This window comes from Nocardioides albus (assembly GCF_014648255.1).
In the GTDB taxonomy this organism is placed as follows: domain Bacteria; phylum Actinomycetota; class Actinomycetes; order Propionibacteriales; family Nocardioidaceae; genus Nocardioides; species Nocardioides albus.
Window position 1 is genome coordinate 173,701 of sequence record NZ_BMQT01000004.1, and the last position, 24,167, is coordinate 197,867.

25 protein-coding genes are annotated in these 24,167 nt (G+C 70.0%); 20 read left to right on the top strand and 5 right to left on the bottom strand.

Features of this window, described 5'->3' with window-relative positions; translation table 11 throughout:
* The first annotated feature begins 17 nt into the window (after positions 1–17).
* The 4 genes from IEY84_RS09765 (at position 18) to IEY84_RS09780 (ending at position 3,661) form a co-directional block, all read left to right on the top strand.
* Positions 18–1,223 carry a cytochrome P450 gene (locus IEY84_RS09765; protein WP_183542536.1) on the top strand — a complete coding sequence of 402 codons (1,206 nt, stop codon included), beginning with the start codon at positions 18–20 and terminating at the stop codon, positions 1,221–1,223.
* Positions 1,220–1,756, top strand: a complete 537-nt coding sequence (locus tag IEY84_RS09770) for a TetR/AcrR family transcriptional regulator (protein WP_183542538.1) — start codon at positions 1,220–1,222, stop codon at positions 1,754–1,756. The genes IEY84_RS09765 and IEY84_RS09770 overlap by 4 nt, the downstream gene beginning before the upstream one ends.
* A 163-nt stretch (positions 1,757–1,919) precedes the next feature.
* Positions 1,920–2,789 carry a GNAT family N-acetyltransferase gene (locus IEY84_RS09775; RefSeq protein WP_221208532.1) on the top strand — a complete coding sequence of 290 codons (870 nt, stop codon included), beginning with the start codon at positions 1,920–1,922 and terminating at the stop codon, positions 2,787–2,789.
* 32 nt (positions 2,790–2,821) lie between these two features.
* A complete protein-coding gene (locus tag IEY84_RS09780; RefSeq protein ID WP_229788558.1) occupies positions 2,822–3,661 on the top strand; it encodes an SDR family oxidoreductase in 840 nt (279 codons plus the stop codon).
* A gap of 38 nt (positions 3,662–3,699) precedes the next feature.
* Here the strand turns inward: IEY84_RS09780 and IEY84_RS09785 are convergent, their stop codons facing one another.
* On the bottom strand, positions 3,700–4,656 hold the full coding sequence (locus IEY84_RS09785) for a helix-turn-helix transcriptional regulator (protein ID WP_183542540.1): 957 nt from the start codon (positions 4,654–4,656) through the stop codon (positions 3,700–3,702).
* A gap of 141 nt (positions 4,657–4,797) precedes the next feature.
* On the opposite strand from IEY84_RS09785, the gene IEY84_RS09790 reads away from it, so the two are divergent.
* The 4 genes from IEY84_RS09790 (at position 4,798) to IEY84_RS09805 (ending at position 8,861) form a co-directional block, all read left to right on the top strand.
* A complete protein-coding gene (locus IEY84_RS09790; protein ID WP_183542542.1) occupies positions 4,798–6,030 on the top strand; it encodes a cytochrome P450 in 1,233 nt (410 codons plus the stop codon).
* Positions 6,031–6,033: 3 nt separating this feature from the next.
* Positions 6,034–7,056, top strand: a complete 1,023-nt coding sequence (locus IEY84_RS09795) for an FAD-binding oxidoreductase (RefSeq protein ID WP_183542544.1) — start codon at positions 6,034–6,036, stop codon at positions 7,054–7,056.
* Between the two features lie 96 nt (positions 7,057–7,152).
* A complete protein-coding gene (locus IEY84_RS09800) occupies positions 7,153–8,253 on the top strand; it encodes an S-(hydroxymethyl)mycothiol dehydrogenase (RefSeq protein ID WP_183542546.1) in 1,101 nt (366 codons plus the stop codon).
* Positions 8,253–8,861, top strand: coding sequence for an MBL fold metallo-hydrolase (locus tag IEY84_RS09805; protein ID WP_183542548.1), 609 nt, complete (start codon positions 8,253–8,255; stop codon positions 8,859–8,861). Before IEY84_RS09800 ends, IEY84_RS09805 begins: the two co-directional genes overlap by 1 nt.
* Here IEY84_RS09805 and IEY84_RS09810 read toward each other — a convergent pair whose 3' ends face one another.
* A complete protein-coding gene (locus IEY84_RS09810; protein WP_183542550.1) occupies positions 8,862–9,434 on the bottom strand; it encodes a PadR family transcriptional regulator in 573 nt (190 codons plus the stop codon).
* A gap of 16 nt (positions 9,435–9,450) precedes the next feature.
* Here IEY84_RS09810 and IEY84_RS09815 point away from each other — a divergent pair, with 16 nt between their 5' ends.
* The 3 genes from IEY84_RS09815 to IEY84_RS09825 all read left to right on the top strand — a co-directional run bounded on the left by IEY84_RS09815 (position 9,451) and on the right by IEY84_RS09825 (position 12,568).
* Positions 9,451–10,263, top strand: coding sequence for an alpha/beta hydrolase (locus tag IEY84_RS09815; RefSeq protein ID WP_183542552.1), 813 nt, complete (start codon positions 9,451–9,453; stop codon positions 10,261–10,263).
* 111 nt (positions 10,264–10,374) lie between these two features.
* A complete protein-coding gene (locus IEY84_RS09820; protein WP_183542554.1) occupies positions 10,375–10,788 on the top strand; it encodes a hypothetical protein in 414 nt (137 codons plus the stop codon).
* Between the two features lie 73 nt (positions 10,789–10,861).
* Positions 10,862–12,568, top strand: a complete 1,707-nt coding sequence (locus tag IEY84_RS09825; protein WP_183542556.1) for a cation:proton antiporter — start codon at positions 10,862–10,864, stop codon at positions 12,566–12,568.
* Positions 12,569–12,586: 18 nt separating this feature from the next.
* On the opposite strand, the gene IEY84_RS09830 is transcribed toward IEY84_RS09825, so the two are convergent.
* Both IEY84_RS09830 and IEY84_RS09835 read right to left on the bottom strand, forming a co-directional pair.
* Entirely contained in the window at positions 12,587–14,140 is a 1,554-nt protein-coding gene (locus IEY84_RS09830; protein WP_183542558.1) for a multicopper oxidase family protein, read from the bottom strand.
* Complete coding sequence (locus tag IEY84_RS09835; RefSeq protein WP_183542560.1) at positions 14,137–14,547, bottom strand: hypothetical protein; 411 nt, start codon at positions 14,545–14,547, stop codon at positions 14,137–14,139. Before IEY84_RS09835 ends, IEY84_RS09830 begins: the two co-directional genes overlap by 4 nt.
* Before the next feature lie 209 nt (positions 14,548–14,756).
* Between IEY84_RS09835 and IEY84_RS09840 the strand changes: the two genes are divergently transcribed.
* The 3 genes from IEY84_RS09840 (at position 14,757) to IEY84_RS09850 (ending at position 17,266) form a co-directional block, all read left to right on the top strand.
* Complete coding sequence (locus IEY84_RS09840; RefSeq protein ID WP_229788563.1) at positions 14,757–15,620, top strand: alpha/beta hydrolase family protein; 864 nt, start codon at positions 14,757–14,759, stop codon at positions 15,618–15,620.
* A gap of 84 nt (positions 15,621–15,704) precedes the next feature.
* Positions 15,705–16,067, top strand: a complete 363-nt coding sequence (locus tag IEY84_RS09845; protein ID WP_183542564.1) for a non-heme iron oxygenase ferredoxin subunit — start codon at positions 15,705–15,707, stop codon at positions 16,065–16,067.
* A complete protein-coding gene (locus IEY84_RS09850; protein ID WP_183542566.1) occupies positions 16,064–17,266 on the top strand; it encodes an NAD(P)/FAD-dependent oxidoreductase in 1,203 nt (400 codons plus the stop codon). Before IEY84_RS09845 ends, IEY84_RS09850 begins: the two co-directional genes overlap by 4 nt.
* A gap of 108 nt (positions 17,267–17,374) precedes the next feature.
* Here IEY84_RS09850 and IEY84_RS09855 read toward each other — a convergent pair whose 3' ends face one another.
* Positions 17,375–17,905, bottom strand: coding sequence for a Dps family protein (locus IEY84_RS09855; RefSeq protein ID WP_183542568.1), 531 nt, complete (start codon positions 17,903–17,905; stop codon positions 17,375–17,377).
* 138 nt (positions 17,906–18,043) lie between these two features.
* On the opposite strand from IEY84_RS09855, the gene IEY84_RS09860 reads away from it, so the two are divergent.
* The 6 genes from IEY84_RS09860 to IEY84_RS09885 all read left to right on the top strand — a co-directional run bounded on the left by IEY84_RS09860 (position 18,044) and on the right by IEY84_RS09885 (position 24,163).
* Positions 18,044–19,018 carry a helix-turn-helix domain-containing protein gene (locus IEY84_RS09860; RefSeq protein WP_183542570.1) on the top strand — a complete coding sequence of 325 codons (975 nt, stop codon included), beginning with the start codon at positions 18,044–18,046 and terminating at the stop codon, positions 19,016–19,018.
* Positions 19,019–19,296: 278 nt separating this feature from the next.
* A complete protein-coding gene (locus IEY84_RS09865) occupies positions 19,297–20,589 on the top strand; it encodes an ABC transporter substrate-binding protein (protein ID WP_183542572.1) in 1,293 nt (430 codons plus the stop codon).
* Positions 20,586–21,317 (top strand): ABC transporter ATP-binding protein, encoded by a 732-nt coding sequence (locus IEY84_RS09870; RefSeq protein WP_183542574.1) that lies wholly within the window; start codon positions 20,586–20,588, stop codon positions 21,315–21,317. The genes IEY84_RS09865 and IEY84_RS09870 overlap by 4 nt, the downstream gene beginning before the upstream one ends.
* 220 nt (positions 21,318–21,537) lie before the next feature.
* Positions 21,538–22,257 (top strand): ABC transporter ATP-binding protein, encoded by a 720-nt coding sequence (locus tag IEY84_RS09875; protein ID WP_183542576.1) that lies wholly within the window; start codon positions 21,538–21,540, stop codon positions 22,255–22,257.
* Entirely contained in the window at positions 22,257–23,123 is an 867-nt protein-coding gene (locus IEY84_RS09880; RefSeq protein ID WP_183542578.1) for a branched-chain amino acid ABC transporter permease, read from the top strand. Before IEY84_RS09875 ends, IEY84_RS09880 begins: the two co-directional genes overlap by 1 nt.
* Positions 23,120–24,163, top strand: coding sequence for a branched-chain amino acid ABC transporter permease (locus IEY84_RS09885; RefSeq protein ID WP_183542580.1), 1,044 nt, complete (start codon positions 23,120–23,122; stop codon positions 24,161–24,163). The genes IEY84_RS09880 and IEY84_RS09885 overlap by 4 nt, the downstream gene beginning before the upstream one ends.
* Positions 24,164–24,167 lie beyond the last annotated feature (4 nt).

A 24,167-nucleotide genomic window follows, 5' to 3' on the forward strand; every position in this document is an offset into this window, starting at 1 on the left:
TGTCGACTCTATGAGACATGATCTCCGTCATGTCTCACGGCCCGGTGTCCTATGTCCCGTTGACGGGGGCGACCTGGGCCGACCCGTGGCCGATGTACGCCGCGTTGCGCGAGCGCGACCCGGTCCACCACGTCACCAAGGGCGACTACTGGGTCCTGACCAGGTACGACGATGTCCACACCGCCGTACGCGACCACGAGACGTTCAGCTCGACCGGCGGGCTGACCACGGCCTCCGACGAGCTGGAGCGGATCGGCCTGGCCGACAACCCGCCGATGGTGATGACCGATCCGCCGTCGCACACGGCTTTCCGCAAGCTGGTGAACCGCGGATTCACGCCTAAGCAGGTCGAGGACATCACCCCTCGGGTGACCCGGTTCGTCGTCGAACGGGTGGAGCAGATCAGGGCGGCCGGGGGCGGCGACATCGTCCAGATCCTGTTCAAGCCCCTGCCGAGCATGGTGGTGGCCCACTATCTCGGCGTCCCCGAGGAGGACTGGGGTCGCTTCGATGGCTGGACCGATGCCATCGTCACCGCCAATGCGGCGCAGGACGAGAGCATCGGAGCCGGAGCCGGAGCCGGAGCCGCTGCCGAGCTCATGGGCTACTTCGCCGAGCTCATCGAGCGACGTCGACGCGAGCCCGGCGACGACACCGTCTCCCACCTCGTCGCGGCCGGCGAGGCCGACGACGACGCCGGCCTGCTGCGGGTGCTCGCGTTCGCCTTCACGATGGTCGCCGGCGGCAACGACACGACCACGGGGCTGCTGGGCGGCGGCCTGCCGCTGCTGGCGGACCGGCCCGACCAGCGCGAGCTCGCCCTGCAGGATGTCCCGGCCGCCGTCGAGGAGCTGCTGCGGCTCACCTCTCCCGTGCAGGGACTCGCTCGGACCACCACCCGCGACGTGACGATCCACGACGTCACCATCCCGGCCGGGAAGAAGGTGCTGCTCTGCTACGCCGCCGCCAACCGGGATCCGCGGGTCTTCGGTCCCGACGCCGAGGAGCTCGACGTCACGCGCAACCCGCGGCAGATCCTGACCTTCGCCCACGGCGCCCACCATTGCCTGGGTGCGGCCGCTGCCCGGATGATGGGCCGGGTGGCCCTGACCGAGATCTTGACCAGGATTCCGTCGTTCACCGTCGACCACGACTCCGTGGAGTGGGCGCCGGGGAGCTACGTACGCAGGCCCGTCCGTCTCCGCGTCGAGGTGGCCCGATGAGCTGGCTGGCTGACGCCCGGTCGGACCTCGCGGCCGAGCGGATCCTCGACGCCGCCGGCGCGCTCTTCGTGGAGCGCGGCGTCGACCGTCCCGGTATGGACGAGGTCGCGCGCGCGGCCGGCTGCTCCAGGGCGACGCTCTACCGCTACTTCGAGAACCGCAACGCGCTCGTCCACGCCTTCGCCCACCGCGAGGCGCGGCAGATCACCGCACAGGTCGCCCGAGCCACGGCCGACCTCGCCGAACCCCGCCGCCGGATCGTCGAGGCCGTCCTCGCCTGCCTCGCCGCCGTGCGCGAGCGGCCCCATCTCCAGCCCTGGTACGCCGGTGACAGCACGCTGCTCCGGGAGGTGCTCCGAGACTCGCCGCTGATCCGCGGGACCGCCGAGGCGTACCTCGCCGACGGCGCCGAGGACCCCGACCTCGCCGACTGGGTCCTGCGGGTCATCTTGTCGTTCCTCACCAACCCCGGGGGCGACGAGTCGGAACGTCGCCTGCTGGAGCGATTCCTTCTGGTGCCACTGGTCAGGTAGATCCAGTCCCGCGGGTCCGGACAAGGTGCCCTAGCCTACGACGGCACCCGCACCCCACCCCCCCACTCTCGAGGAGCACAACATCACTGACTCGATCGGCGACGTCGTCGTCCGACCCCTCTCCGGCCAGGACGAGCTCGACCTGTTCCTTCGGCTCACCTACGTGCTCGACGACGAGCTGGCCGACGATCTGGCCGAGGGGCGGCGTCGCCCCGAGTGGATGTGGGTCGCCATGAGCGGCGACCGTCTGCTTGCCCGCGCCTCGTGGTGGGGTCGACCGGACGCGACGGCACCAGACGTCCTGGACTTCTTCGACCTCGACGACACCCTGGACTCGGACGCGGCCATCGCGATCGGGACCCGGCTCCTGCGGACCGCGCAGGCTGCCGTCGTACCGGCCGGGTCGACGCCTCCGGAGTACGGGCGGTACATCCCGCCCGACTGGCGGGACGATCCGGCCGCTCGACGCGTCGTCGAGTCGCGCATGTCCGTCCTCGAGGGACTCGGCGCGAAACCGCTCGTCGAGCGTCTGCGCCTCGAGTGGCGGGCCGGTTCCTCGGTTCCGGCGCCGAGCGCGCGCCTGCGATTCCGATCGGTGAGCGATCGTGACGAGCTCGTGGCTCTGATGGAGCCCGTACTGAAGGGGACGCTCGACGCTCACAGTCAGGCCGACCTCGAGACGATGTCGCCGGCGGACGTCGCCGCCAAGCACTTCGACGACGAGTTCGCCGGGTTCTCCAGCCCGCGGGAGTGGTGGCAGGTGGCCGAGCTCGAGAACGGCGAGCCAGTCGGCTTCGTCATTCCCGCCCGGAACAGCTACCACGCGATCATCGCCTACGTCGGCGTCCTGCCCGCGCATCGGGGTCACGGCTACATCGACGACCTGCTGGGCGAAGGCACGCGGATCCTCGCAGCTCAGGACGTACCGAGGATCCGGGCGTCCACGGACCTCGACAACATCCCGATGGCGCAGGCCTTCAGCCGTGCCGGCTACATCAACTTCCAGCGAGCGATCAACATGACCTGGTCGTAACCTGATCACTCCCTGGTGGCAAGGAGAAGACGTTGGCAAGGGCTGCGATGAGCGAGGTCCGCGGCGGTGCCGTGGTCACCGGAGCAGGGCGCGGCCTCGGCCGGCAGATCGCCGAGCTGCTCGCAGCCCGCGGTCACCACGTGCTGGTCACCGATGTCGATGCCGCGAGCGCTCAGGCGGCCGCCGACGAGATCGGCCGTGGAGCCACCGCCATGGCCGTCGACGTACGTGACGCCACACAGGTGGAGGCGGCTCGGGACGCGGTCGTGGAGGCCGCAGGCAGGCTCGACGTCTGGGTCAACAACGCCGGCGTACTGTTCACCGGCCCGGCCTGGGAGCAGTCGCCCGAGCAGCGGAACCTGATCCTCGAGGTCAACGCGGGCGGCACCATCAACGGGACGGTCGCGGCGATCGAGGCTATGCGCACCACCGGCGGCCACATCGTCAACATCGTGTCCCTGGCGGGCCTGACCGCGGTGCCGGGCGAGGCCGTGTACGCCGCCTCGAAGCATGCCGCGATCGGGTTCAGCCTCAGCACGCTGCAGGACCTTCGGCTGGCGGGCGTCGAGGACATCGACATCTCGTGCATCTGCCCCGACGGGATCTGGACGCCGATGCTGCACGACAAGCTCGACGACCTTGCCTCGGCGCTGTCGTTCTCGGGAAAGCTGCTCCAGCCCGGCGAGGTCGTCGCTGCGGTCGCGAAGGTTCTCGACAAGCCGCGGCCGGTGACCGCCGTGCCGGGTTGGCGGGGGCTGGTGGCCAGGTTGGGCGATGCCCTGCCCGGGCTCGGCCTCGCGGCCGTACCTCTCGTGGTCGCGCAGGGGCGGCGTACGCAGCGCCGGCTGCTGCGCGACGGGATCCCGTCCTGACCCCTGCGTCCTCGAGCGGTCGGCCCGGCCGGGAACTGTCAGATGGTGCGGCCGCCGTGCCGTAGGACGGCCGATGGCGCCGTTCCGTACCTCCGTCGATGAGCGGCAGCGAAACGGCTCGCGGACGAGAATCCCCAGGCCGCCGCGACGTCGGCGACGCTCAGGGCCGGGTTGGTCTGCAGGTCGGCGTGGGCCCGCTGGAGCCTGATGTCGAGGAGGTACTGCGAGGGCGGACTGCCCACCCACCGCTGAAATCCCTCCTGCAGGCGCCGGACGCTGGTGCCGGCCAGCGCAGCCATGTCGGCGGCGGTCCAGGCCCGGGCGGGGTCGTCGTGGAGGGCTTCGACCACGCGGCGGATCGTCCGCGGCTGCGCGGCCGCGGTGACGCCGCCGTCGGGGGAGCACATCTCCAGCAGGCCGGCGGCGACCGCGCCGGCGAGCTGGCGGCGTACGAGCTCGCTGTCGGCGAAGAGGTCCGGGTCGTGCAGGTTGGTGGCCAGGCTGGTGATCAGGTGGTGCCAGGCGCGTCCGCGGCCGTGCTCCAGCGAGAGCTGCTCCGGGAGGAGGGCGCGGGCATTGACGCGGTCGGTGCCCAGGATCCGCTCGGTCTCGACCTCCAGCCAGTCGCTGTCGAACTTCACGCCGAGCACGGTGCAGGTCGCGTCCCAGTGGCTGATCAGGGACGGGGTGTCGGCCCGGAAGACGGTGCCCTGGCCGACGACCGAGGTCAGGTCCCCGAACCGGCCGCGGCTCTCCAGGTGGCCGGTGATCGGCATGTTCACCTCGTACGCACTCGGGTAGTCGCACTCGATCGCGACATCCGCGCCCCAGCCGACGTGGCCGATCAGGACCGGCCCGAGATCCAGCGTACGCAGCGTGAGCCGCGGCTCGTGAGCGCCGCCGACCGGCCGGAGCTCGTGCGGGAAGTAGGCCTGGGCCACGACGCGCGAGGCCTGCCCCCAGTCCCTGGGAGCGGCTCGCATACGACCGGCCATGCCGCAGAGCGTACCTGAGACGAGCGTCACAAATTGGTCGCGTCCGGGGTGCTGAACCCGCGCAATCCGTGTCGCCGGGTCGCGAGGACCGAACTACTTTCGAGTCCTGTTCGGAACCCTCCCATCTCTCGAGGAGCACCCATGACGACCACGCAGCAAGCCGGCAAGCAGGACCTCTCCTGGCTCGACGACGTGACGATGACCGAGCTCGAGCGGAACCCCTACCCGACCTACGAGCGCCTGCGCCGCGAGGCGCCGCTCGCCTTTGTCCCGGTCCTCGGCTCCTATGTCGCCTCCACCGCGGAGATCTGCCGGGAGGTCGCCACCAGCCCCGACTTCGAGGCGGTGATCACCCCGGCCGGCGGGCGTACGTTCGGCCACCCGGCGATCATCGGCGTCAACGGCGACATCCACGCCGACCTGCGCGGCATGGTCGAGCCCCAGCTCCAGCCGGCCGAGGTCGACAGCTGGGTGGACGACCTGGTCCGCCCGATCGCGCGGAACTACGTCGAGCAGTTCGAGGACCGCGGCCGCGCCGAGCTGGTCGCGGAGTACTGCGAGCCCGTCTCCGTACGCTCTCTCGGCGACCTGCTCGGGCTGCAGTCGGTCTCCTCCGACAAGCTCCGCGAGTGGTTCCACAAGCTCAGCGTGTCCTTCACCAACGCCGGGGTCGACGAGAACGGTGAGTTCACCAACCCCGACGGCTTCACTCCCGGTGACGAGGCTCGCGCGGAGATCCAGGCGGTCGTCGACCCGCTTATCGACCGGTGGATCGAGCACCCCGAGAACACCGCGATCTCGCACTGGCTCCACGACGGGATGCCGCCGGGGAAGACCCGTGACCGCGAGTACATCTACCCGACGATCTATGTCTACCTGCTGGGTGCGATGCAGGAGCCGGGGCACGGCATGGCCTCGACACTGGTCGGGCTCTTCAGCCGTCCCGAGCAGATGGAGGAGGTCGTCGACGACCCGTCGCTGCTGCCGCGGGCCATCTCCGAGGGCATGCGCTGGACCTCCCCGATCTGGTCGGCGACCGCGCGGATCAGCACCACGCCCGTCACGATCACCGGCGTCGACCTGCCCGCCGGCACCCCGGTGATCCTGTCCTACGGTTCCGCGAACCACGACACCGGGAAATACGACGCACCCACGGCGTACGACCTGCACCGGCCGCCGCTGCCGCACCTCGCCTTCGGCGCCGGCAACCACGCGTGCGCCGGGATCTACTACGCCAACCAGGTGATGCGGATCGGTCTCGAGGAGCTCCTCGAGGCGATCCCCAACCTGGAGCGCGACACCGGCGAGGGTGTCGAGTTCTGGGGCTGGGGATTCCGCGGCCCGACCAGCCTGCACAGCACCTGGGAGGTGTGAGCCGTGGCCACCGCGATCAGCGTCTCAGGCCGCCGGGTCGAGTGCACCGATGACCAGTCGATGCTGGAGGCCTTCCTCCGGGCCGGGATCTGGATGCCGAACTCCTGCAACCAGGGCACCTGTGGGACCTGCAAGCTGCAGGTCGTCTGCGGCGAGGTGGACCACGGCGGCTCGCCGCTCGACACGTTGACCGCGGAGGAGCGCGCCGCCGGTCTGGCGCTCGCCTGCCAGGCCCGGCCGCTCGCGGAGACCGAGGTCGCGCTGCGGGGCGAGGAGATGGGACGTACGACCCACGTGCTGCGCGACCTCACCGCCACCGTCGTCGAGGTCGAGGAGATCGCCCGGGACACCCGGCGGGTCCTCCTCGGCCTCGAGGAGCCGCTCGCGTTCTCGGCGGGGCAATACGTCGAGCTGCTGGTCCCCGGCACCGGCGAGCGACGCCAGTACTCGCTGGCCAACACCGCCGAGGAGGACAAGGTCCTCGAGCTGCACGTGCGCCGCATCCCCGGCGGGGTGGCCAGCGAGTGGCTCTTCGGCGCGGCCGCGGTCGGTGACCGGGTCGAGGTACGCGGCCCGCTCGGCGACTTCCATGTCCCCGACGCGGACGAGGACGACGGCGAGCCGATGGTGCTCATCGGTGGCGGCACCGGGCTGGCACCCCTGCTCGGCATCGCTCGCACCGCTCTGGAGCGGCACCCGGACCGCACGATGGTGCTCTACCACGGCGTACGCACCGCCGCGGACCTCTACGACACCGATCGGCTCGCGGAGCTGGCCGCGACGTATCGCGGCTTCAACCTCGTCACGGTGCTCTCCCGGGAGTCAGTGCCCGGGCACCGCAGCGGCTACGCACCCGATGCCTTCGTCGACGACATCGCCAGCGCCCGAGGCTGGTCCGGCTGGCTGTGCGGCTCGCCGGCACTGGTCGAGGCCGGGGTCAAGGCGTTCAAGCGGCGGCGGATGGCACCCCGGCTGATCCATCGGGAGAAGTTCGAGCCGGCCGACGCGGTCGGCGCAGGCAACTGACAGGATCATGTCGGGCGGCCCTTGCCGTGCCGATGAGCAACCGTCGAGGATGAATCGCGAGGGACCGGACGTCTCCGGTGCCTCGAGAGGAGAGATATGCAGCAGGTCAAGGCCGTCATCGCCCGCGCCAAGGGCGCGCCCGTCGAGCTCGTCACGATCAACGTACCCGCACCGGGGCCGGGTGAGGCGGTGGTGAAGATCCAGTCGTGCGGGGTGTGCCACACCGATCTCCACTACCGCGAGGGTGGGATCAACGACGAGTTCCCGTTCCTGCTGGGTCATGAGGCCGCCGGGATCGTCGAGGCGGTCGGTCCGGACGTGACCGACGTGGCGCCGGGCGACTTCGTGGTGCTCAACTGGCGCGCGGTCTGCGGCAGCTGCCGGGCCTGCAAGCGCGGTGAGCCGCAGTACTGCTTCGCCACGTTCAACGCCACCCAGAAGATGACGCTCGAGGACGGCACGGAGCTCTCGCCCGCGCTGGGCATCGGCGCCTTCGCGGAGAAGACGCTGGTCGCGGCGGGTCAGTGCACGAAGGTCGACCCGGAGGCCCGGCCCGCCGCCGTCGGCCTGCTCGGCTGCGGCGTGATGGCCGGCATCGGTGCCGCCATCAACACCGGCGGCGCGACCCGCGGGCGCTCGGTGGCGGTCATCGGGTGCGGTGGTGTCGGGGTGGCGGCGATCGCCGGTGCGGCGCTGGCCGGGTCGAGCCCGGTCATCGCCGTCGACATCGACCCCAAGAAGCTCGAGCGCGCCGCGGCCATGGGCGCGACGCACACCGTGGACTCCTCGCAGACCGACCCGGTCGAGGAGATCAAGCGGATCTGCGCCGAGACGTACGACGGTGCCGAAGGCGCCGACATCGTCGTCGAGGCGGTCGGGCGTCCGGAGACCTGGAAGCAGGCCTTCTACGCTCGCGACCTGGCCGGCACCGTCGTCCTCGTCGGTGTTCCCACGCCCGACATGACCGTGCCGGAGATCCCGCTCATCGACGTCTTCGGCCGCGGTGGCGCGCTCAAGTCCAGCTGGTACGGCGACTGCCTTCCCAGCCGCGACTTCCCGATGCTGGTCGACCTCTACCGCCAGGGGCGGCTCGACCTGGACGCGTTCGTGAGCGAGGAGATCGGGATCGGGGACATCGAGGCGGCCTTCGAGAAGATGCACCGGGGCGAGGTCCTCCGCTCGGTGGTGGTGCTCTGATGACCGTACGTGTGGACCACGCGGTCACGAGCGGCACCTTCAGCCTCGACGGCGAGACGCACCAGGTGGACAACAACCTCTGGGTGGTCGGCGACGACACGGAGTGCCTGGTCATCGACGCTCCGCACTCGGTCGAGGACATCCTGGCGGTGGTCGGTGACCGCACCGTGAAGGCGATCGTGTGCACCCATGCCCACGACGACCACGTACGCATGGCGCCGGCGTTGCGGGAGGCAGTCCGGGCCCCGATCCTGCTGCACCCCGACGACCGGCCGCTGTGGGAGCTCACCCATCCCGACGAGCTGTGGGACGCCGACCTCTCCGACGGGCAGATCCTTCAGATCGGCGACACCGACGTGACCGTCCTGCACACGCCCGGTCATGCGCCGGGAGCGGTCTGTCTGTCGGTGCCCTCGCTGGGCTGCGTCTTCACCGGTGACACCCTCTTCCAGGGCGGTCCCGGGGCCACCGGGCGCTCGTTCAGCGACCGACCGACCATCGAGGCGTCGATCCGGGCCAAGCTGTTCGCGCTTCCTGGTGAGACGGTCGTCCACACCGGCCACGGTGACGACACCACGATCGCCGCCGAGGTCTCCAACCTGGGCTGATCAGCGCTCGGCGGCGGCGAGCTCGGCACGCACCCAGGCACACCACTCCAGCGCCGTACGCCGCGACCGGATGCCGCCCTCGAGCGTGATCCGGCTGGCGAACAGCGGGTTCGAGGGATCGCGGACGCCCGGGCTGTCGGAGATCTCGGCCAACTCCTCGAGATAGCGGTCGAGGGTGCGCCGATGGGCGGCTTCGAGTCGGCTGACCAGGTCCTCGGCGGCTGCGGGCTCGACCGTCCAGATCGACCACAGCCGAAGGATCTCCAGGTCACGGACCGGCTGGGGATCCAGGTCGCCGACGACCCATGCTGCGAGGGCGGTCCTGCCGGCCTCCGTGATCCGGTATCGCTTCGTCGGCCGGGGGCCGGCGCCCTCGATGACCTCGTGCTCGACCAGTCCGGCGGCGTCGAGACGGTTCAGCTCCGGATAGATCTGGGAGTGGCGGGCGGTCCAGAAGTAGCCGATCGGCTGTCGCATCCGCTGCGCGACCTCGTAGCCGGTGCTCTCGCGTCGCGCCAGCAGCCCGAGGATCGCGAAGCCGAGGTTGGAAACAGGTGCGGCCGGGTCTGGCATATGTCAATATTGACATATGCGGAGCGTGAAGGGCGGCATAGCGGCCGGTGCGGCGGTGATCGGCCTGCTGGTGGCCGGGTGTGGTGCGGAGGGCCGCGCCGGGGACCCAGCAGAAGCGAAGGCGTCGGGTCCGGTGCTGCCGTCGGACGGTCCGTACGTCGAGGGGGAGCTCCGCGGTTGCTTCCTGCCGTCGACCGGTGTCGAGGTCGAGTCGATCCAGGTGTCGGGGCCGGCGCTCGCGCTGCCGGCCATCCGCTTCACGCCTCCGGACGGCCAGGCTCCGTCGGCGGTCCTGGTGATGCTGCATCAGACCGACGGGGACCGCTGCGGCTGGGGTGACTTCGCGATCCTGGCGGGTCACCACGACGTCGCCGGGCTCTCCTTCGACCAATGCGGTTATGGCGCGGCCGAGTGTCGGATCAAGGATCTCGACGACCCGGTGCCACAGGTGCGGGCCGCGTTGAGCGAGGTCGAGAAGCAGTGGCCGGACACCCCGATCGTGCTCGTCGGTGCCTCGATGGGCGGCAGCCAGACCGTGCGGGCCGTCGCCGCCGGGGTGGACGTCGACGGTTGGGTCGACCTGTCGGGGCCCTCGACGTGGGCCGACGTCGACCTGGCCGCCCTCGCCGACTCGATCAGGATGCCGGGCCTGGTCGTCATCGCCGAGGACGTCGACGGGGCCGATGAGGCCGACGCCGCTCGAGCGCTGGCGCAGGCCACGTCCTCGGAGTTCGTGCCCGCCGAGGGCGGCCACGGCTGGGACCTGGTGGTCGAGGCGGACCGGCTCTCGCCGATCGGCGAGCAGATCGTCGCGTACGCCACCAAGTGATCGGGACGGCCGGGTGCTCGTGGTCGTGGCGTTGGTGTGGCGACCCAACGTTTCCGCACTTCTGTGCGCTTTTGTGGACAGTCGGCGAGCGACCTGAGGAGGATGTCGACCATGAAGATCAATGTTCGCCGCATGGCGTCTGCCGTTGCCGTCCCGCTGCTGCTCCTGGCCACGGCCACCGCCTGCGGTGGCTCCGAGAGCGAGGAGCCGAACTCGAAGCCCGCCGCGGAGGCCGAGGCGACCGAGACCGAGGCTGCAGAGACCGAGGCCACCGAGACCGAGGCCGCGGCAGAGCCGTCGGTGCCGGCTGTCGGGGACATCCCCGACCCGACGAACGACCCGGATGGCTTCGAGGACTACCTCACCGAGATGTACGTCAAGGCGGGCATGACCGACGACCAGGCGACGTGCATGTCGGCAGCGTTCATGGACAACGTGGACCTGGACTCCATCACCGACCCTTCGTCCGTCTCCGCGATGATGGGTGACGAGAAGCTCACCGAGGCCATGACGAAGTGCGTGTGACGTCCATGGACGCCTGATTGGCGGTCGCCGCTCCTCCCCGATCTGACCGCGGGGGACACTTAGAATCCCCAACGTGGACCATCAGGTGATGCTGATCGTCGGAGCGGCGCTGGCGATCATGATCGCGGCGTCGGTGTTCTCGCGGCGAACGGGGGTGGCGGCGCCGCTGCTGCTCGTGGGGCTCGGGATCGGGGCGAGCTATCTGCCGGGGGCTCCGGAGATCGAGATCGAGCCGGAGCTGATCCTGGCCGGCGTACTGCCGCCGCTGCTCTACTCCTCCGCGGTCAACCTGCCGGTGATCGACTTCCGGCGGAACCTCCGGCTGATCAGCTGGCTGTCGGTCGTGATGGTGATCGTCTCGGCGCTGGTGATCGGCGCCGTCGTCCACTGGCTGTTCCCAGCGATCTCGTTCCCGCTCGCGGTCGCGCTCGGCGCGGTCGTCAGCCCCACCGACGCGGTGGCGGCGACAGCGATCGGGCGCCGGGTCGGGCTGCCGCCGCGGGTGATGACGGTGCTGGAGGGCGAGAGCCTGGTCAACGACGCCTCCGCGCTCGTCGTCCTTCGGACGGCAGTCGCGGCGATCGCCGCGGCCAGTTCGTTCTCGGTAGGGCGCGCGGCGCTGGAGTTCGGGTGGGCGGTGCTGGGCGCGCTCGTGATCGGCGGTGTCGTCGGCTGGGTCACCGTCGTGCTCCGGCAGCGCCTGGACGACCCGGTGCTCAACACCACGATCTCGTTCGCGGTGCCGTTCATCGCCTACTTCCCGGCCGAGGAGCTGAACGCCTCCGGAGTCCTCGCTGTCGTCGTCGCCGGCCTGGTGACCGGCGCGCTCGGCAGCCGCCGGTTCAGCGCGCGCGACCGGCAGACCCAGGCCACCACCTGGACGACGTTCAACTTCATCCTCGAGAGCGGCGTCTTCCTCGCGATGGGCTACGAGCTCCCGTCGCTCGTCGATGCCGCCCGCGGCGAGACCACCCCCGGGGAGCTGACCGGGCTCGTTCTGGTCATCGTCGGCCTGCTGGTCCTGCTGCGGTTCGTCGGGCTCGCCGGGCCGGCGCTCCGGGACCGGGAGGAGGATCAGGAGCAGGTACGCGCCCGCCTGGACCAGTTCGAGGAGAAGCTCGACTCGCTGACCCCTGCCGATGATCGCGAGGACGCCCGGATCACCTCGGCGCGTCGGCGACTGGCCCGGGGTCGGGCGGACATCGACTTCGAGGAGCGCGAGCCGATCACCAGGCGTGGCTTCCTGACGATCGGCTGGGCAGGAATGCGCGGCGTCGTCACGGTCGCCGCCGCCCAGACCATCCCCGTCGGCACCTCCTACCGGGCCACCGTGGTGCTCGCCGCCTTCCTGGTCGCGCTCATCACGCTCGTGCTCTTCGGGCTCACGCTCCCGGCGTTGATCCGCCGGATGCGCTTCCCCGGTGAGTCCTCGAAGGATCGGCACGACGCGTTCCGGGCGCTGCTGCGCCAGGTCGGCGAGGATGCGATCGACACCCTCGGACCGCTGGAGTCCCAGACCATCGACGGCGAGCCGATCGACCCGAAGCTGGTGACGAGGCTCAAGGACAGCATCCTCCCGCGGGTGCTGGCGGGTGTGCGGGAGACGCCGAGACTCAGGCCAGCGGCGATGGAGCAGACGATGATCCTGCAGCTGCGCTACCTCGATGCGATGCGCGACGCGCTCGCCGCCGAGCGCAGCATCGGCGCCTACAGCTCCCACACATACCGGAGGGTCGAGTCGATCCTCGACGACATGGAGAAGCGGCTCGACGCGAGCTGAGCCCCGGCCGCTGCCGGTTCAGACCGTCTCGAACCCGGCCATCATCGCCATGTCCTCGTGCTCCAGGTTGTGGCAGTGGATCAGGAACCGGCCGGCGTACTTCTCGAACCTCACCCTGACCCGGACTGCCTCATAGGGACGGACGTCGACGGTGTCCTTCCAGCCGTGGTCCATCGGGCCGGGGCCGCGGTTGCCGCGGCGGAGCACCTGGAAGGGCGAGAGGTGGACGTGGACAGGGTGGTGGGCGTCGGTGAAGAACTCCCAGATCTCGGTGGAGCCCAGCGGCACCTGGGCCTGCGGCACGGCGGGGTCGAAGGGTTTGCCGTTGATCCCCCAGCCCTTGCGGCCGTGCACCTTCGCCTGGCGGAAGTGCCACCGACGGACGACCGCTCCGTCGGGCTTCTCGGGTTCGGGTACGTCGGCGAGCCGCTCAGGGACCCGGACGTCGTCGGTCGCGCGGCGGGCGATGCGGAACCTCATCACCTGAGCGGTCCGGCCGGTGCCGAGGGCGTTGCGCAGCTCGACGGTCGTCCCGGGTGCCAGGGAACGGAAGTCGACGACGACGTCGAACCGTTCGCCAGAGGCCATCGTGATCGCGTCGTGCTGGACGGGGCGAGCCAGCAGGCCACCGTCGGAGCCGATCTGGGTGAACGCCAACGGCTTCCCGTCGGCGGTCCGCAGGCTCAGCTCGTAGCGGCGCGCGTTGGAACCGTTGAGCAGGCGCAGCCGATACTGCGCCGCATCGACCTCCGCCTCCGGCCAGGGGGCGCCGTTGACCAGGATGACGTCACCGAGCACGCCGGCCATGTAGCGGTCCTCGACCCCGGGCTGGCCGAGCAGCTCCGGGTCGAGCGCGGGGTAGCGCAGCGCGCCGTCCTCGTCGAAGGCCCGGTCGGCGATCATCAACGGGATCTCCCGTTCGCCGCGCGGCAGCGAGAGCGCGTCCTCCTCGGCGTCGCGGACGATGTGGAATCCGGCCAGCCCACGCCACACCTGCGGGGCGGTGAAGTCCATCCGGTGGTCGTGGTACCAGAGCGTGGTCGCGGGCTGGTCGAGCGGATAGCGATAGTCCCGTTCCCCCGTGCTGACCTGCGCCAACGGGTCCGCCATCGGCGCGTGCCCGTCGTGACCGGTCTGGGGCACCTGGTAGGTGTTGAAGCTCGGAGGCACCAGCAGGTCCGTCGGCCAGCCGTCGCTCTCCGCCGGCGTGTGCCCGCCATGGAGGTGGGTCGCGGTCGGCAGCGTGAGCGAGCTGGTGTGGCGTACCGTCACCGTCTCGCCGCGACGGGTCTCCAGCGTGGGTCCGGGAAAAACCCCGTCGTACGTCATCATCTCGGTCTTCAGCCCGGGCAGGATCTCGACCGATGCGTGCCGTTGGGCGATCTCGATCAGCCCGCCCGCAGGGCGCTTGACGGGCGGCAGCGGCAACGGTGTCGCGTACGCCTCGGGCAGCCGGGCCGCGCTGGCCAGGACCTGTCCGGTCTGACCGTGCGTGTCTCCGCAGGCGGTCAGCGATCCGGTGATCGGGACGGCCAGGCCGGCGCCGAGCAGGGTGCGTCGCCTGAGCCTCATCCCCGGACCTCCCGCGGCGTTCCGGCGCCGCGGCGCACGGCGGCGATCGCCAGGGCCACGGCGACCCCGACGGTGAGGACGCCGATGGGCACGTGCAGCTGGAGGACCCGGGTGTAGCCGAGGACCGCCTGGACGTGGATGAGGAGGAAGAGCACGACCGACCAGATCAGGAACCACCAGCGACCGCCCATTGCAACGACTGCCCCGGCAGCGATCGGGAGCAGCAGTGCCAGTCCCTGCAAGGCCGCCGCGCCGGCCGTGTGGAGCCCCAGGGCGTCGAAGGTGCCGGCGAAGTAGGAGCCGATGAAGATCGGTTGTCCGATCGCGAAGAGTGCGGTCGCGACCGCGACAGCTCGGAAGCAGAGGAGGCTGATGCGTGGTCGGCGCGCGGGTGTCTGGGTGGTCACGGGTCGACAATATGTAGGCGCGGTACCTATGGCATCCGGCGTTCCCCTGAGATCGCCCCGGGGCGCACCATTGTGTTTCTGTTTTGTGACAACCGCCCAACGAGGTTCTGCCTCCGTGCCGGTGCCGGACGCCGATCCGCGCCCCTACCGTCGAGTAGCAACCGGAACCCCGGACAGCCCGGGGCCGGATGGACGAAGGAGCATGCTCGGTGCTCAGATCACTCTCTCTCCGAATCGCCGCGGTCGCCGCGGCCGTCACTCTCCCCCTCTTCGGTCTGGTCGCCCCGGCCGAAGCGGAGAGCCCCTACGAGCGCGGACCGAACCCCACCTCGGCCAGCGTTCTCGACAACGGCACGTTCTCCCTCTCCACGGCTTCGGTCTCCTCACTGGTGACCGGCTTCGGCGGCGGGACGATCTACTACCCCACCTCGACCAGCGAGGGGACGTACGGCGGTGTCGTGCTCGCCCCCGGCTTCACGGCCTCCTCGTCGTCCTACTCCGCCGTCGCGCGCCGGGTGGCTTCGCACGGGTTCGTGGTCTTCGCGATCGACACGAACTCCCGCTACGACCAGCCCGACAGCCGTGGGTCGCAGATCCTGTCCGCGGTCTCGTACCTCAAGAACAGTGCCTCGTCCGCGGTCGCTTCGCGTCTGGACGAGACCCGGATCGCGGTCTCAGGTCACTCGATGGGCGGCGGCGGCACGCTCGCCGCGGCCAACCAGGACTCCTCGATCAAGGCCGCGGTCGCGCTGCAGCCCTGGCACACCGACAAGACCTGGCCCGGCATCCAGGTCCCGACCATGATCATCGGCGCGGAGAACGACAGCGTCGCGCCGGTGTCGTCGCACTCGATCCCCTTCTACACCTCCGCCAGCGGGGCCCGGGAGAAGGCGTACGGCGAGATCAACAACGGCGACCACTTCATCGCCAACACCGACGACGACTGGCAAGGGCGCCTCTTCGTCACCTGGATGAAGAGGTACGTCGACGACGACACCCGCTACTCGCAGTTCCTCTGCCCGGCGCCGTCCTCGATCAACCTGTCCGACTACCGCAACACCTGCCCGGACTGATCTGACGGTCTGACGTAGGAAACGAACCGGCCACCTCGGGGGGAGGTGGCCGGTTCCTTGTGCCCGGCGTTAGAAGATGGGGGCATGACCGGAATCAGTGGAAACGACGGAAGCAGCACAGGCATCCGCGTCGCGTCCGTCGACGACATCCCGGAGGGCGAGGGGATCGCCATCTCCTCCGACATCACCGGCACCGAGGACGACATCGCCATCCTGCGGGACGACGACGGCACCTGCTGGGCCCTCAACGACACCTGCACTCACGAGACCGCCTCGCTGGCCGAGGGTTGGGTCGAGGACGGGGACGTCGAGTGCCCGCTGCACTCCTCGCGGTTCAACCTGCGCACCGGCAAGGTCGACGGCCTCCCGGCCACCCGCGACACCGTGCCGCACCGGGTCGAGGTGCGCGACGGCGAGGTCTACCTGTTCCCCGGCGAGAGGCCGTGACGGTCTCGTCCGTCGTCGTCGTCGGTGGCGGGATCGCGGGGGTGTCGACCGTCGCAGAGCTGCGGAAGCATGGGTACGCCGGTGAGCTGACGCTCGTCTCGGCCGATGCCGTCCCGTACGACCGCCCGCCGCTGTCGAAGGAGTATCTCGCCGGCAGCCGCGACCTCGAGTCGATCGCGCTGCAGCCGCCTTCGTGGTACGCCGAGCAGCGGATCTCGCTGATCGGCAGCGCTGCCGCCGTTGCGGTGCGCCCGGACGCGGGCGAGGTCGAGCTCGCCGACGGACAGATACTCACCGCCGACCGGATCGTGCTCGCAACCGGGGGTCGTGCGGTCCGGCCGCCGATCGCTCAGGCAGCCCCGATCCACGTGCTGCGAGAGGTCGCGGACGCTGATCGGCTTCGTACGCAGCTCGTGCCCGGGGCGCGCCTGCTGATCGTCGGGGCGGGGCTGATCGGGGCAGAGGTCGCCTCCACCGCGCGTGGCCTCGGGGCGGAGGTCGTGCTGGTCGACCCCCTCGTGCCGCCGCTCGCGGCCGCGGTCGGGTCCGAGGTTGCGACCTGGCTGCACGGTCTGCACGCAGTCCACGGTGTCGAGGCGCTGGCGACCACGGTCGAGACGCTGCTGGAGACCCCGACCGGAGTCGCAGTCCAGTTGCAGGGCGAACGTGACTCGCGCGAGTTCGACGCCGTACTTCTGGCCGTCGGCCTGAGCCCCGAGAACGTCCTGGCCGAGTCGGCCGGCCTGGAGGTCGACCGCGGCGTCCTCATCGACGCCGGTCAGCTGACCAGCCACCCGTCGGTGCTCGCGGTCGGAGACTGTTCCCGTCTCCGCGACCATCCGCGGGCCGAGCACTGGGAAGCCGCCCAGGTCGACGGCGCCCGCGCGGCGGCGACGATCCTCGAGATCGCGCCCCCGCCCGCCGCCGCTCCGTGGTGGTGGACGGACCGCTACGGCCTCCACGTCGAAGGGGTCGGCGAGATGCGGTCTCCGGATGCCGTGCATCAGACCGTCGTACGTGGCGTGGTCGGCGAGCCACCCTTCTCGGTGTTCACTCTCCGCAGCGAGCGCGTCATCGGCGCTGTCGCGGTCGACGACCCCAACGCCGTGCGCGCAGCCCGCAGGATGATCGACCGGCAGGTTGACGTACGGGCGTCTGATCTGGCAGACGTGACCCAGAACCTCCGCAAGCTCCTCTAAATCCGCCGAGTCGGCGCAAATGTCCCAGGTTTTCCACAGGGCCTGTGGATAACTCGGGACAGATGCGCCGACTCGACGGGTTTCTTTGGGGCAGATGCGCCGACTGGGTCAGACGGTCAGCTGAGCCGGCTTCGACTGGTTGGCGACGCGGTTCTCCGAGTCGATGAACCAGGCGAGCTGCTCCACCCGCGTGATGATCGCGTGGAGGAGGTCGGCGGTGGTCGGGTCCTCGGCGTCGATGTCGTCGTGGATCTCACGAGCCGTCTTCGAGGTGGCGTAGAGCGCGGCGGCGGCGAGGTCTGCGGCCGTCGCGGTGTCGACCTCGGTCGCCGGGAGCGGCGCGAGGGTGGTGTCCTCGGAGACGGTGCCGGTGCGGCCGTCGGGGAGGATGTAGAGCGCGCGCATCCGCTCGGCGACCTCGTCGGTGAAGGCACGAGCGGCGTCGACGACCTCGTCGAGGACGAGGTGCATGTCGCGGAAGTTCTTGCCCACGACGTTCCAGTGCAGCTGCTTGCCCTGCAGGCTGAGCTCGGTCAGATCGACGAGCAGGCGCTGCATCTGGGTCGCGAACGCCGGGCTCGGGACGAACGCCGGGTGCGAGGTGTGGGTGGCGCTGCTGGTGTCGGTCTTGGTGGTCATGTTCGGTGGATCCCCCTGGGTTGTGTTCTGGTCTCTGCTTCTGGAAGCAACTGTGCCACCTTTTCTTGAACGATTCCAGAAAGGTAAGTCTTCCCTAAGTCATCGTCGTGGGCTGTGGGGACGCCGTAGAGTCGGTTCGTGCCGTCAGCCGGAGACGCTTCAGTCCCCCTCGTCGCACCGGTTCGTCGCCCGGAGGTCTTCGAGACCAACCGATTGAGCGCGGACGCTCAGGTCGAGGCGTGGGAACGTCACAACGCGAGCGCGCTGGTGGCGCTCTCCTGTCGGCCCATCGACGGCCACGGCTTCGATGCGCAAGAGATCAATCTCCAGCTCGACCAGATCCATCTGGCCCGGGTCCGGGCCACCCGGCACGTCGTCGAGCGGCCGGCCAGCCTGGTCAAGGAGATGCCCGCCCGATCGATCGCCGTCTACGCCAGCCTCCGCGGCGAGGCGATCCTCGAGTACGCCGGCCACCGGAAGGTCATCCGGCCCGGACAGCTGATCGTCTGTGACGTGGACGCGCCGTTCCTGCGCGGTTTCGGGCACGGGCTCGAGGAGCTCGCGGTCAAGGTCCCGGTGCCGGCTTTCGCGGCCCGCACCGGCATGGCGTCCATGCCTACGCCGCTCGTCCTCGACGCCGGCCGCGACCAGGACCCGCACGGGCGAGCCCTGGTGCAGATGGTCGGCCGTGCTCTTCGGGCCAACGACCCGGTTCCGGCTGACGAGGGTGCCGTGCTCGACCTGATCTCGGTGATCGCCACCGCCGGCAAGGTGTCGCTGGCCACCGCACACCGGGCGGCGGCGAAGGCGTTCATCGAGGACCATCTCGCCGACCCCGGTCTCTCCGCTCCCGCCGTCGCCGCAGGCGCCGGCATCTCCGAGCGCCACCTGTCCCGGCTCTTCGCCGACACCGGCACCAGCGTCCCCCGCCACATCCTCGGCCGCCGCCTCGAGCTCGCCTATGCGATGCTCTCCGCCGGCTCCGACCCCGGCATCCGCACCGTCGACGTCGCCGAGAAGTGCGGCTTCACCTCCGCCTCGTACTTCTCCCAGGCCTTCCGCAAGCGCTTCGGCATCGCCGCCGGAGACGTACGCCGCGCCGCCCTCGCCTGACCCCATTCAGCCGAGGCGTCACCCCCGTCGCCCGAGGCGTCACCCCCGTCGCCCGAGGCGTCACTCCCGTCGCCCGAGAGGGCAATCGAGTGCCAAGTCGGCCGACGCACGTGACTTCTCGACCGACGTACGTGACTTCTCGGCGCGAAAGGGTGACAAGTCCACCAAAGTCCGATAGGTCTTCCATGCGATTTTCCGCCAACCAGACCCTGCTTCCCACCCGCAGGGGCAGCGGCGGACGACACTCCTCACCACCCCCACTCTCTAAGGAGAAGTACGTGCCCAACGGACTCACCACCGGACGCGGCCTGAGCATGGCCGCCGCCGGTGTCGCAGCGATGGCGCTGACCCTGACCGCTTGCGGGTCGGGCGGCATCGACGACGAAGGCGGTGGCGGGGAGGACACGCTCACCATCGGTTTCGTCTCGACCGAGACCGGCTCCTCGGCACCTTTCGGCGAGGCGAACAGCTTCGTCGTCGACGAGCTGGAGACCTACTTCAAGGAGAACCCGGTCAAGGCCGGCGACAAGGAGCTCGACGTCGAGATCGTGGTGCGCGACGCGCAGAGCGACACGACGAAGGCCGGGGCGGTGGCCGGCGACCTGATCAACAAGGACGGCGCCGACATCATCGTCGCCTCCTCGACGCCCGACATCGTCAACCCGGTCTCGGAGCAGTGCGAGGCCAACTCGATCCCATGCATCACCACGGTCGCCCCGTGGCAGCCGTTCGCGATCCGCAGCGGCGACAAGCCGGCCGAGCTGAAGTACAGCTACCACTTCTTCTGGGGCCTCGAGGACGTCTCGACGGTCTACGCCGACATCTGGGGCAAGGTCCCCAACAACAAGAAGGCCGGCGGTCTGTTCCCGAAGGACCCGGACGGTGAGGCCTGGGGTGCCAACTTCCCGGCGCTGACCGAGGCGTCGGGCGTCACGATCGACAACCCGGGCAACTACCCCAACGGCACCAAGGACTTCTCCGCCCAGATCAGTGCCTACAAGGGTCACGACGTCCTGGTCGGCGTCCCGATCCCGCCGGACTTCACCACGTTCTGGCAGCAGGCCAAGCAGCAGGGCTACAACCCGAAGGTCGCGACCATCGGCAAGGCGCTGCTGTTCCCGAGCAGCGTCGAGGCGCTGGGCCCGATCGCCCACAACCTCTCCACCGAGGTGTGGTGGACCCCGACCGCTCCCTACGAGTCCTCGCTGACCGGCCAGTCCGCGCAGGAGCTCGCCGACGCGTACGAGGAGAAGACCGGCAAGCAGTGGACCCAGCCGCTGGGTTTCGCGCACGCGCTCTTCGAGGTCGCCACCGCGGCGGTGACCGAGGCCGGCTCGACCGACGCCGACGCGATCACCAAGGCCCTCTCCGGGCTCGAGGTCTCGACGGTCGTCGGTGACGTGGCCTGGGGCAAGGACCCGAACGTCCCGCCGTACGTCGCCAAGACCTCCCTCGCGGGCGGTCAGTGGCGCCAGGTCGAGGGCGGGGAGCACCCGTTCGAGCTGGTCGTCGTGCAGAACTCGCTGGCTCCCGACGTACCTCTCGGGGGCGAGCCCGAGGCGCTCAAGTGACCTTGCTTCACGTTGACGACCTGGCCAAGTCCTTTGGCCAGGTCGTCACGGCCCGCTCGGTCTCCTTCCAGGTGGCCGCCGGCGAGGCGCTCGGCATCGTCGGCCCCAACGGCGCCGGCAAGTCCACGCTGCTCAACCTGGTGACCGGCACCCTCCCGGCCGACGCGGGCACCATCCGCTTCGACGGCACCGACGTCACCCGGATGCCGGCCGCCCGGCGTACGACCCTGGGGATCGGACGTACGTTCCAGGTCCCCCGCCCCTTCGAGGGGCTCACCGTCTTCGAGAACGTGCTGGTCGGGTCCACCTTCGGCGCGGGGTCGCGCCGGAAGGAGGCCGCCGCGCAGGCGTGGGAGGCGCTGGAGACCGCCTCGCTCGCCCACCTCGCCAACACCCGCGCCGGCTCGCTGCGGTTGCTCGACCGCAAACGGCTCGAGCTTGCCCGCGCGCTGGCCACCCAGCCGCGGCTGCTGCTCCTCGACGAGATCGCCGGCGGCCTCACCGAGCACGAGCTGCCGGCACTGATCGAGACCATCTCCGCGATCCGCGACAGCGGCACCGGAGTCGTCTGGATCGAGCACATCGTGCACGCGTTGTTGCAGGTCGTGGACCGGTTGATGTGCCTGGCGCAGGGCGACGTCGTCGCCACCGGCGACCCGCGCGAGGTGATGGCCTCGGACGCGGTCGCCGCCGTCTATCTCGGCTCCCCTGATCTGGAGGGCGAGTGAGCCCGGCGAATGCTCACCGAGTTACCTCGGTCGACGCGCACTTCCCTCGTGGAGTTCCGCGAAGCAAGCACCCTTTCACCGAGTTACCTCGGTCAACGGTCCGGGGCGGCCCGGCGAATGCTCACCGAGTTACCTCGGTCAGCGACCACTTCCCTCGTGGAGTTCCACGAAATAAGCACCCGTTCACCGAGTTACCTCGGTCAGCATTCGAGGAAGGCCGATGACCACCCTGCTCGAGGTCGACGCGATCGACGTGAGCTACGGCGACTTCCGCGCCCTGCACGGCATCACGCTGCGGGTCGCCGAGGGCGAGACGCTGGCTGTGATCGGCGCCAACGGCGCCGGCAAGTCGACGCTGCTGAAGACGATCGCCGGTCTGCTCCGCCCGACCGCCGGCCAGCTCCGGTTCAACGGCCACAACGTCTCGCACACCCCGGCCCACCGGCGGGTTCGCGAGGGCATCGCGCTCACGCCGGAGGGACGCCGGATCTTCGCCTCGCTCACCGTCGAGGAGAACCTCAAGGTTGGCGCACACGGACGCCGGCCCGGCCCCTGGAACCTCCAGACCGTCTACGACGCGTTCCCGCTGCTGGCCGAGAAGAAAACACGCCGCGGAGCGCACCTGTCCGGTGGCGAGCAGCAGGCCACCGCCATCGGCCGAGCGCTGATGTCCAACCCGAAGCTGCTCCTGCTCGACGAGGTCTCGCTCGGCCTCGCCCCGGTCGTGATCGCCGACATCTACAAGGCGCTCCCCACGATCACCGCGAAGGGGACGACCGTGCTCGTGGTCGAGCAAGACCTCACCCAGGCACTAACTGTCGCCGACCGGGTGCAGTGCCTGCTCGAGGGCCGCACCGTCCTCGAGGGCGCGGCTGCCGACGTCACCCGAGAGCAGGTCCAGGCGGCGTACTTCGGGATCGACGAGCAGGAGGTCGGCTGATGGACTGGATCAACGCGGTCCTCCAGGGAGTCCTGCTCGGCGGGCAGTACGCACTCCTCGCCTGCGGTCTGAGCCTCATCTTCGGCGTGATGCGCATCGTCAACCTCGCCCACGGCGTCCTCGCCGTCGCCTCGGCCTACCTCGCCTACTGGCTCGTCCAGCAGACCGGGATGCCGGCGTTCCTCACCATCGTCATCGTGATCCCCGTGCTCGCCGCGGTCGGCTACGCGATCCAGCGCGGTCTCTTCAACCCGGCGCTGCGCCACGGCGAGCTGTCGCCGCTGCTGGTCTCGTTCGGCCTGGCCGTCATCGGCGCCAACCTGCTCCAGGAGATCTTCACCGCCGACTCCCGCAAGATCTCGATCGGCGACCTGTCCACCGCATCCGTCGAGCTCGGCGGCCTGCGGCTCGGCGCCTTCTCGCTGCTCACGCTCGTGGTGGCGGTCGCCGTCATCGTCGGCCTCCAGCTCTACCTCTCCCACACCCGCATCGGCCGCGCGATGCGCGCGACCAAGGACGATCCCGAGGCAGCCACGCTCATGGGGATCGACGAGAGGCACATGTACGCCCTGGCCACCGCGATCGCGATCGGCACCGTCGCCCTCGCCGGCGTCTTCCTCGGCATGTCGACACAGTTCAGCCCGACGTACGGGGATCTGGTCCTCATCTTCGCCTTCGAGGCGGTCATCATCGGCGGCCTCGGCTCGCTGTGGGGCACGCTCCTCGGCGGCCTCGTGCTCGGCGTCGCGCAGACCGTCGGCGCCCAGATCGACCCGGCCTACGGCGTCCTCGCCGGTCACTTGGTCTTCCTGGTCGTACTCCTGTTCCGGCCCCAAGGCCTGCTCTCGAAGGCGGTCGTCGCATGACCCCAACCATCAAGGTCGTACGCGGCGGCTGGCCCTCACTCGCAGGCGGAGGCGTCCTCGCCGCGATCGTGGTCTTCCTGGCCGCGGCCCCGTGGTTCGTGTTCAGCCCGGGCGACGTGACGAACCTGGTCACGCTCTTCGCGCTGATCATCCTCGGCACGACCTGGAACCTGATGGCCGGCTACGGCGGGCTCGTCTCGATCGGGCAGCAGGCGTTCATCGGCGCGGGCGGCTACGGCGTGATCAAGCTCGCCGACATCGCCGGGCTACCGATCCCGGTGGCCGTCGTGGCGGCCGGCGTGGTCTGCGCCGCCTTGGCCCTCCCCACCTCGTTCCTGCTGTTCCGGCTGGTCGGAGGCTATTTCGCGATCGGCACCTGGGTGGTGGCCGAGGTCTTCAAGCTGGTCACCCAGGAGCTTCCGGGCTTCGGCGGCGGCTCCGGCCTCTCGCTCACCGCCTTCCAGGGCGTCGACCGGGTGACCCGGATCGCGACCGTCTACTACCTGGCGCTCGCGCTGGCCGTGCTCGTCGTGCTCGCGACGTACGTCCTGATGCGCTCGCGCATCGGGCTCGGCCTGACCGCGATCCGCGACGACCCGACCGCGGCGGCGTCCCTCGGCGTCGCGGTCCGGCGCTCGCGGCGGATCGTCTATGTCGCCGCATCCGGCGGTGCCGGCCTGGCCGGCGCGCTGATCGCGGTCAACGGTCTGCGGGTCTCGCCGGACTCGATGTTCTCGGTCCAGTACACCGCCTTCATGATCTTCATCGTGGTCATCGGCGGGCTCGGGACGATCGAGGGCCCGATCCTGGGCGCGGTGATCTTCTTCGCGCTCCAACAGGTGCTCGACTCCTACGGCACCTGGTATCTCATCGCCCTCGGTGCCGTCGCGATCGCGGTCGTCCTGCTGGCGCCGCGCGGGTTGTGGGGCCTGGCGACGCGGGGTCGCTACGAGGTCTTCCCGGTCGGTCACCAGGTTTATCCACAGGGTTCTCCACAAGAGGCTCAGTCTGTGGATTTCGAGGTGGAGTCCCGCCGCTGACCCA

Bases quoted from the DNA above. Each gene is read 5' to 3' on its own strand.
- IEY84_RS09765 (WP_183542536.1), top strand. From the start codon at position 18: ATGATCTCCGTCATGTCTCACGGCCCGGTGTCCTATGTCCCGTTGACG.
- IEY84_RS09770 (WP_183542538.1), top strand. From the start codon at position 1,220: ATGAGCTGGCTGGCTGACGCCCGGTCGGACCTCGCGGCCGAGCGGATC.
- IEY84_RS09785 (WP_183542540.1), bottom strand. From the start codon at position 4,656: ATGGCCGGTCGTATGCGAGCCGCTCCCAGGGACTGGGGGCAGGCCTCG.
- IEY84_RS09790 (WP_183542542.1), top strand. From the start codon at position 4,798: ATGACGACCACGCAGCAAGCCGGCAAGCAGGACCTCTCCTGGCTCGAC.
- IEY84_RS09800 (WP_183542546.1), top strand. From the start codon at position 7,153: ATGCAGCAGGTCAAGGCCGTCATCGCCCGCGCCAAGGGCGCGCCCGTC.
- IEY84_RS09805 (WP_183542548.1), top strand. From the start codon at position 8,253: ATGACCGTACGTGTGGACCACGCGGTCACGAGCGGCACCTTCAGCCTC.
- IEY84_RS09810 (WP_183542550.1), bottom strand. From the start codon at position 9,434: ATGCCAGACCCGGCCGCACCTGTTTCCAACCTCGGCTTCGCGATCCTC.
- IEY84_RS09815 (WP_183542552.1), top strand. From the start codon at position 9,451: ATGCGGAGCGTGAAGGGCGGCATAGCGGCCGGTGCGGCGGTGATCGGC.
- IEY84_RS09820 (WP_183542554.1), top strand. From the start codon at position 10,375: ATGAAGATCAATGTTCGCCGCATGGCGTCTGCCGTTGCCGTCCCGCTG.
- IEY84_RS09830 (WP_183542558.1), bottom strand. From the start codon at position 14,140: ATGAGGCTCAGGCGACGCACCCTGCTCGGCGCCGGCCTGGCCGTCCCG.
- IEY84_RS09845 (WP_183542564.1), top strand. From the start codon at position 15,705: ATGACCGGAATCAGTGGAAACGACGGAAGCAGCACAGGCATCCGCGTC.
- IEY84_RS09855 (WP_183542568.1), bottom strand. From the start codon at position 17,905: ATGACCACCAAGACCGACACCAGCAGCGCCACCCACACCTCGCACCCG.
- IEY84_RS09875 (WP_183542576.1), top strand. From the start codon at position 21,538: ATGACCACCCTGCTCGAGGTCGACGCGATCGACGTGAGCTACGGCGAC.
- IEY84_RS09880 (WP_183542578.1), top strand. From the start codon at position 22,257: ATGGACTGGATCAACGCGGTCCTCCAGGGAGTCCTGCTCGGCGGGCAG.
- IEY84_RS09885 (WP_183542580.1), top strand. From the start codon at position 23,120: ATGACCCCAACCATCAAGGTCGTACGCGGCGGCTGGCCCTCACTCGCA.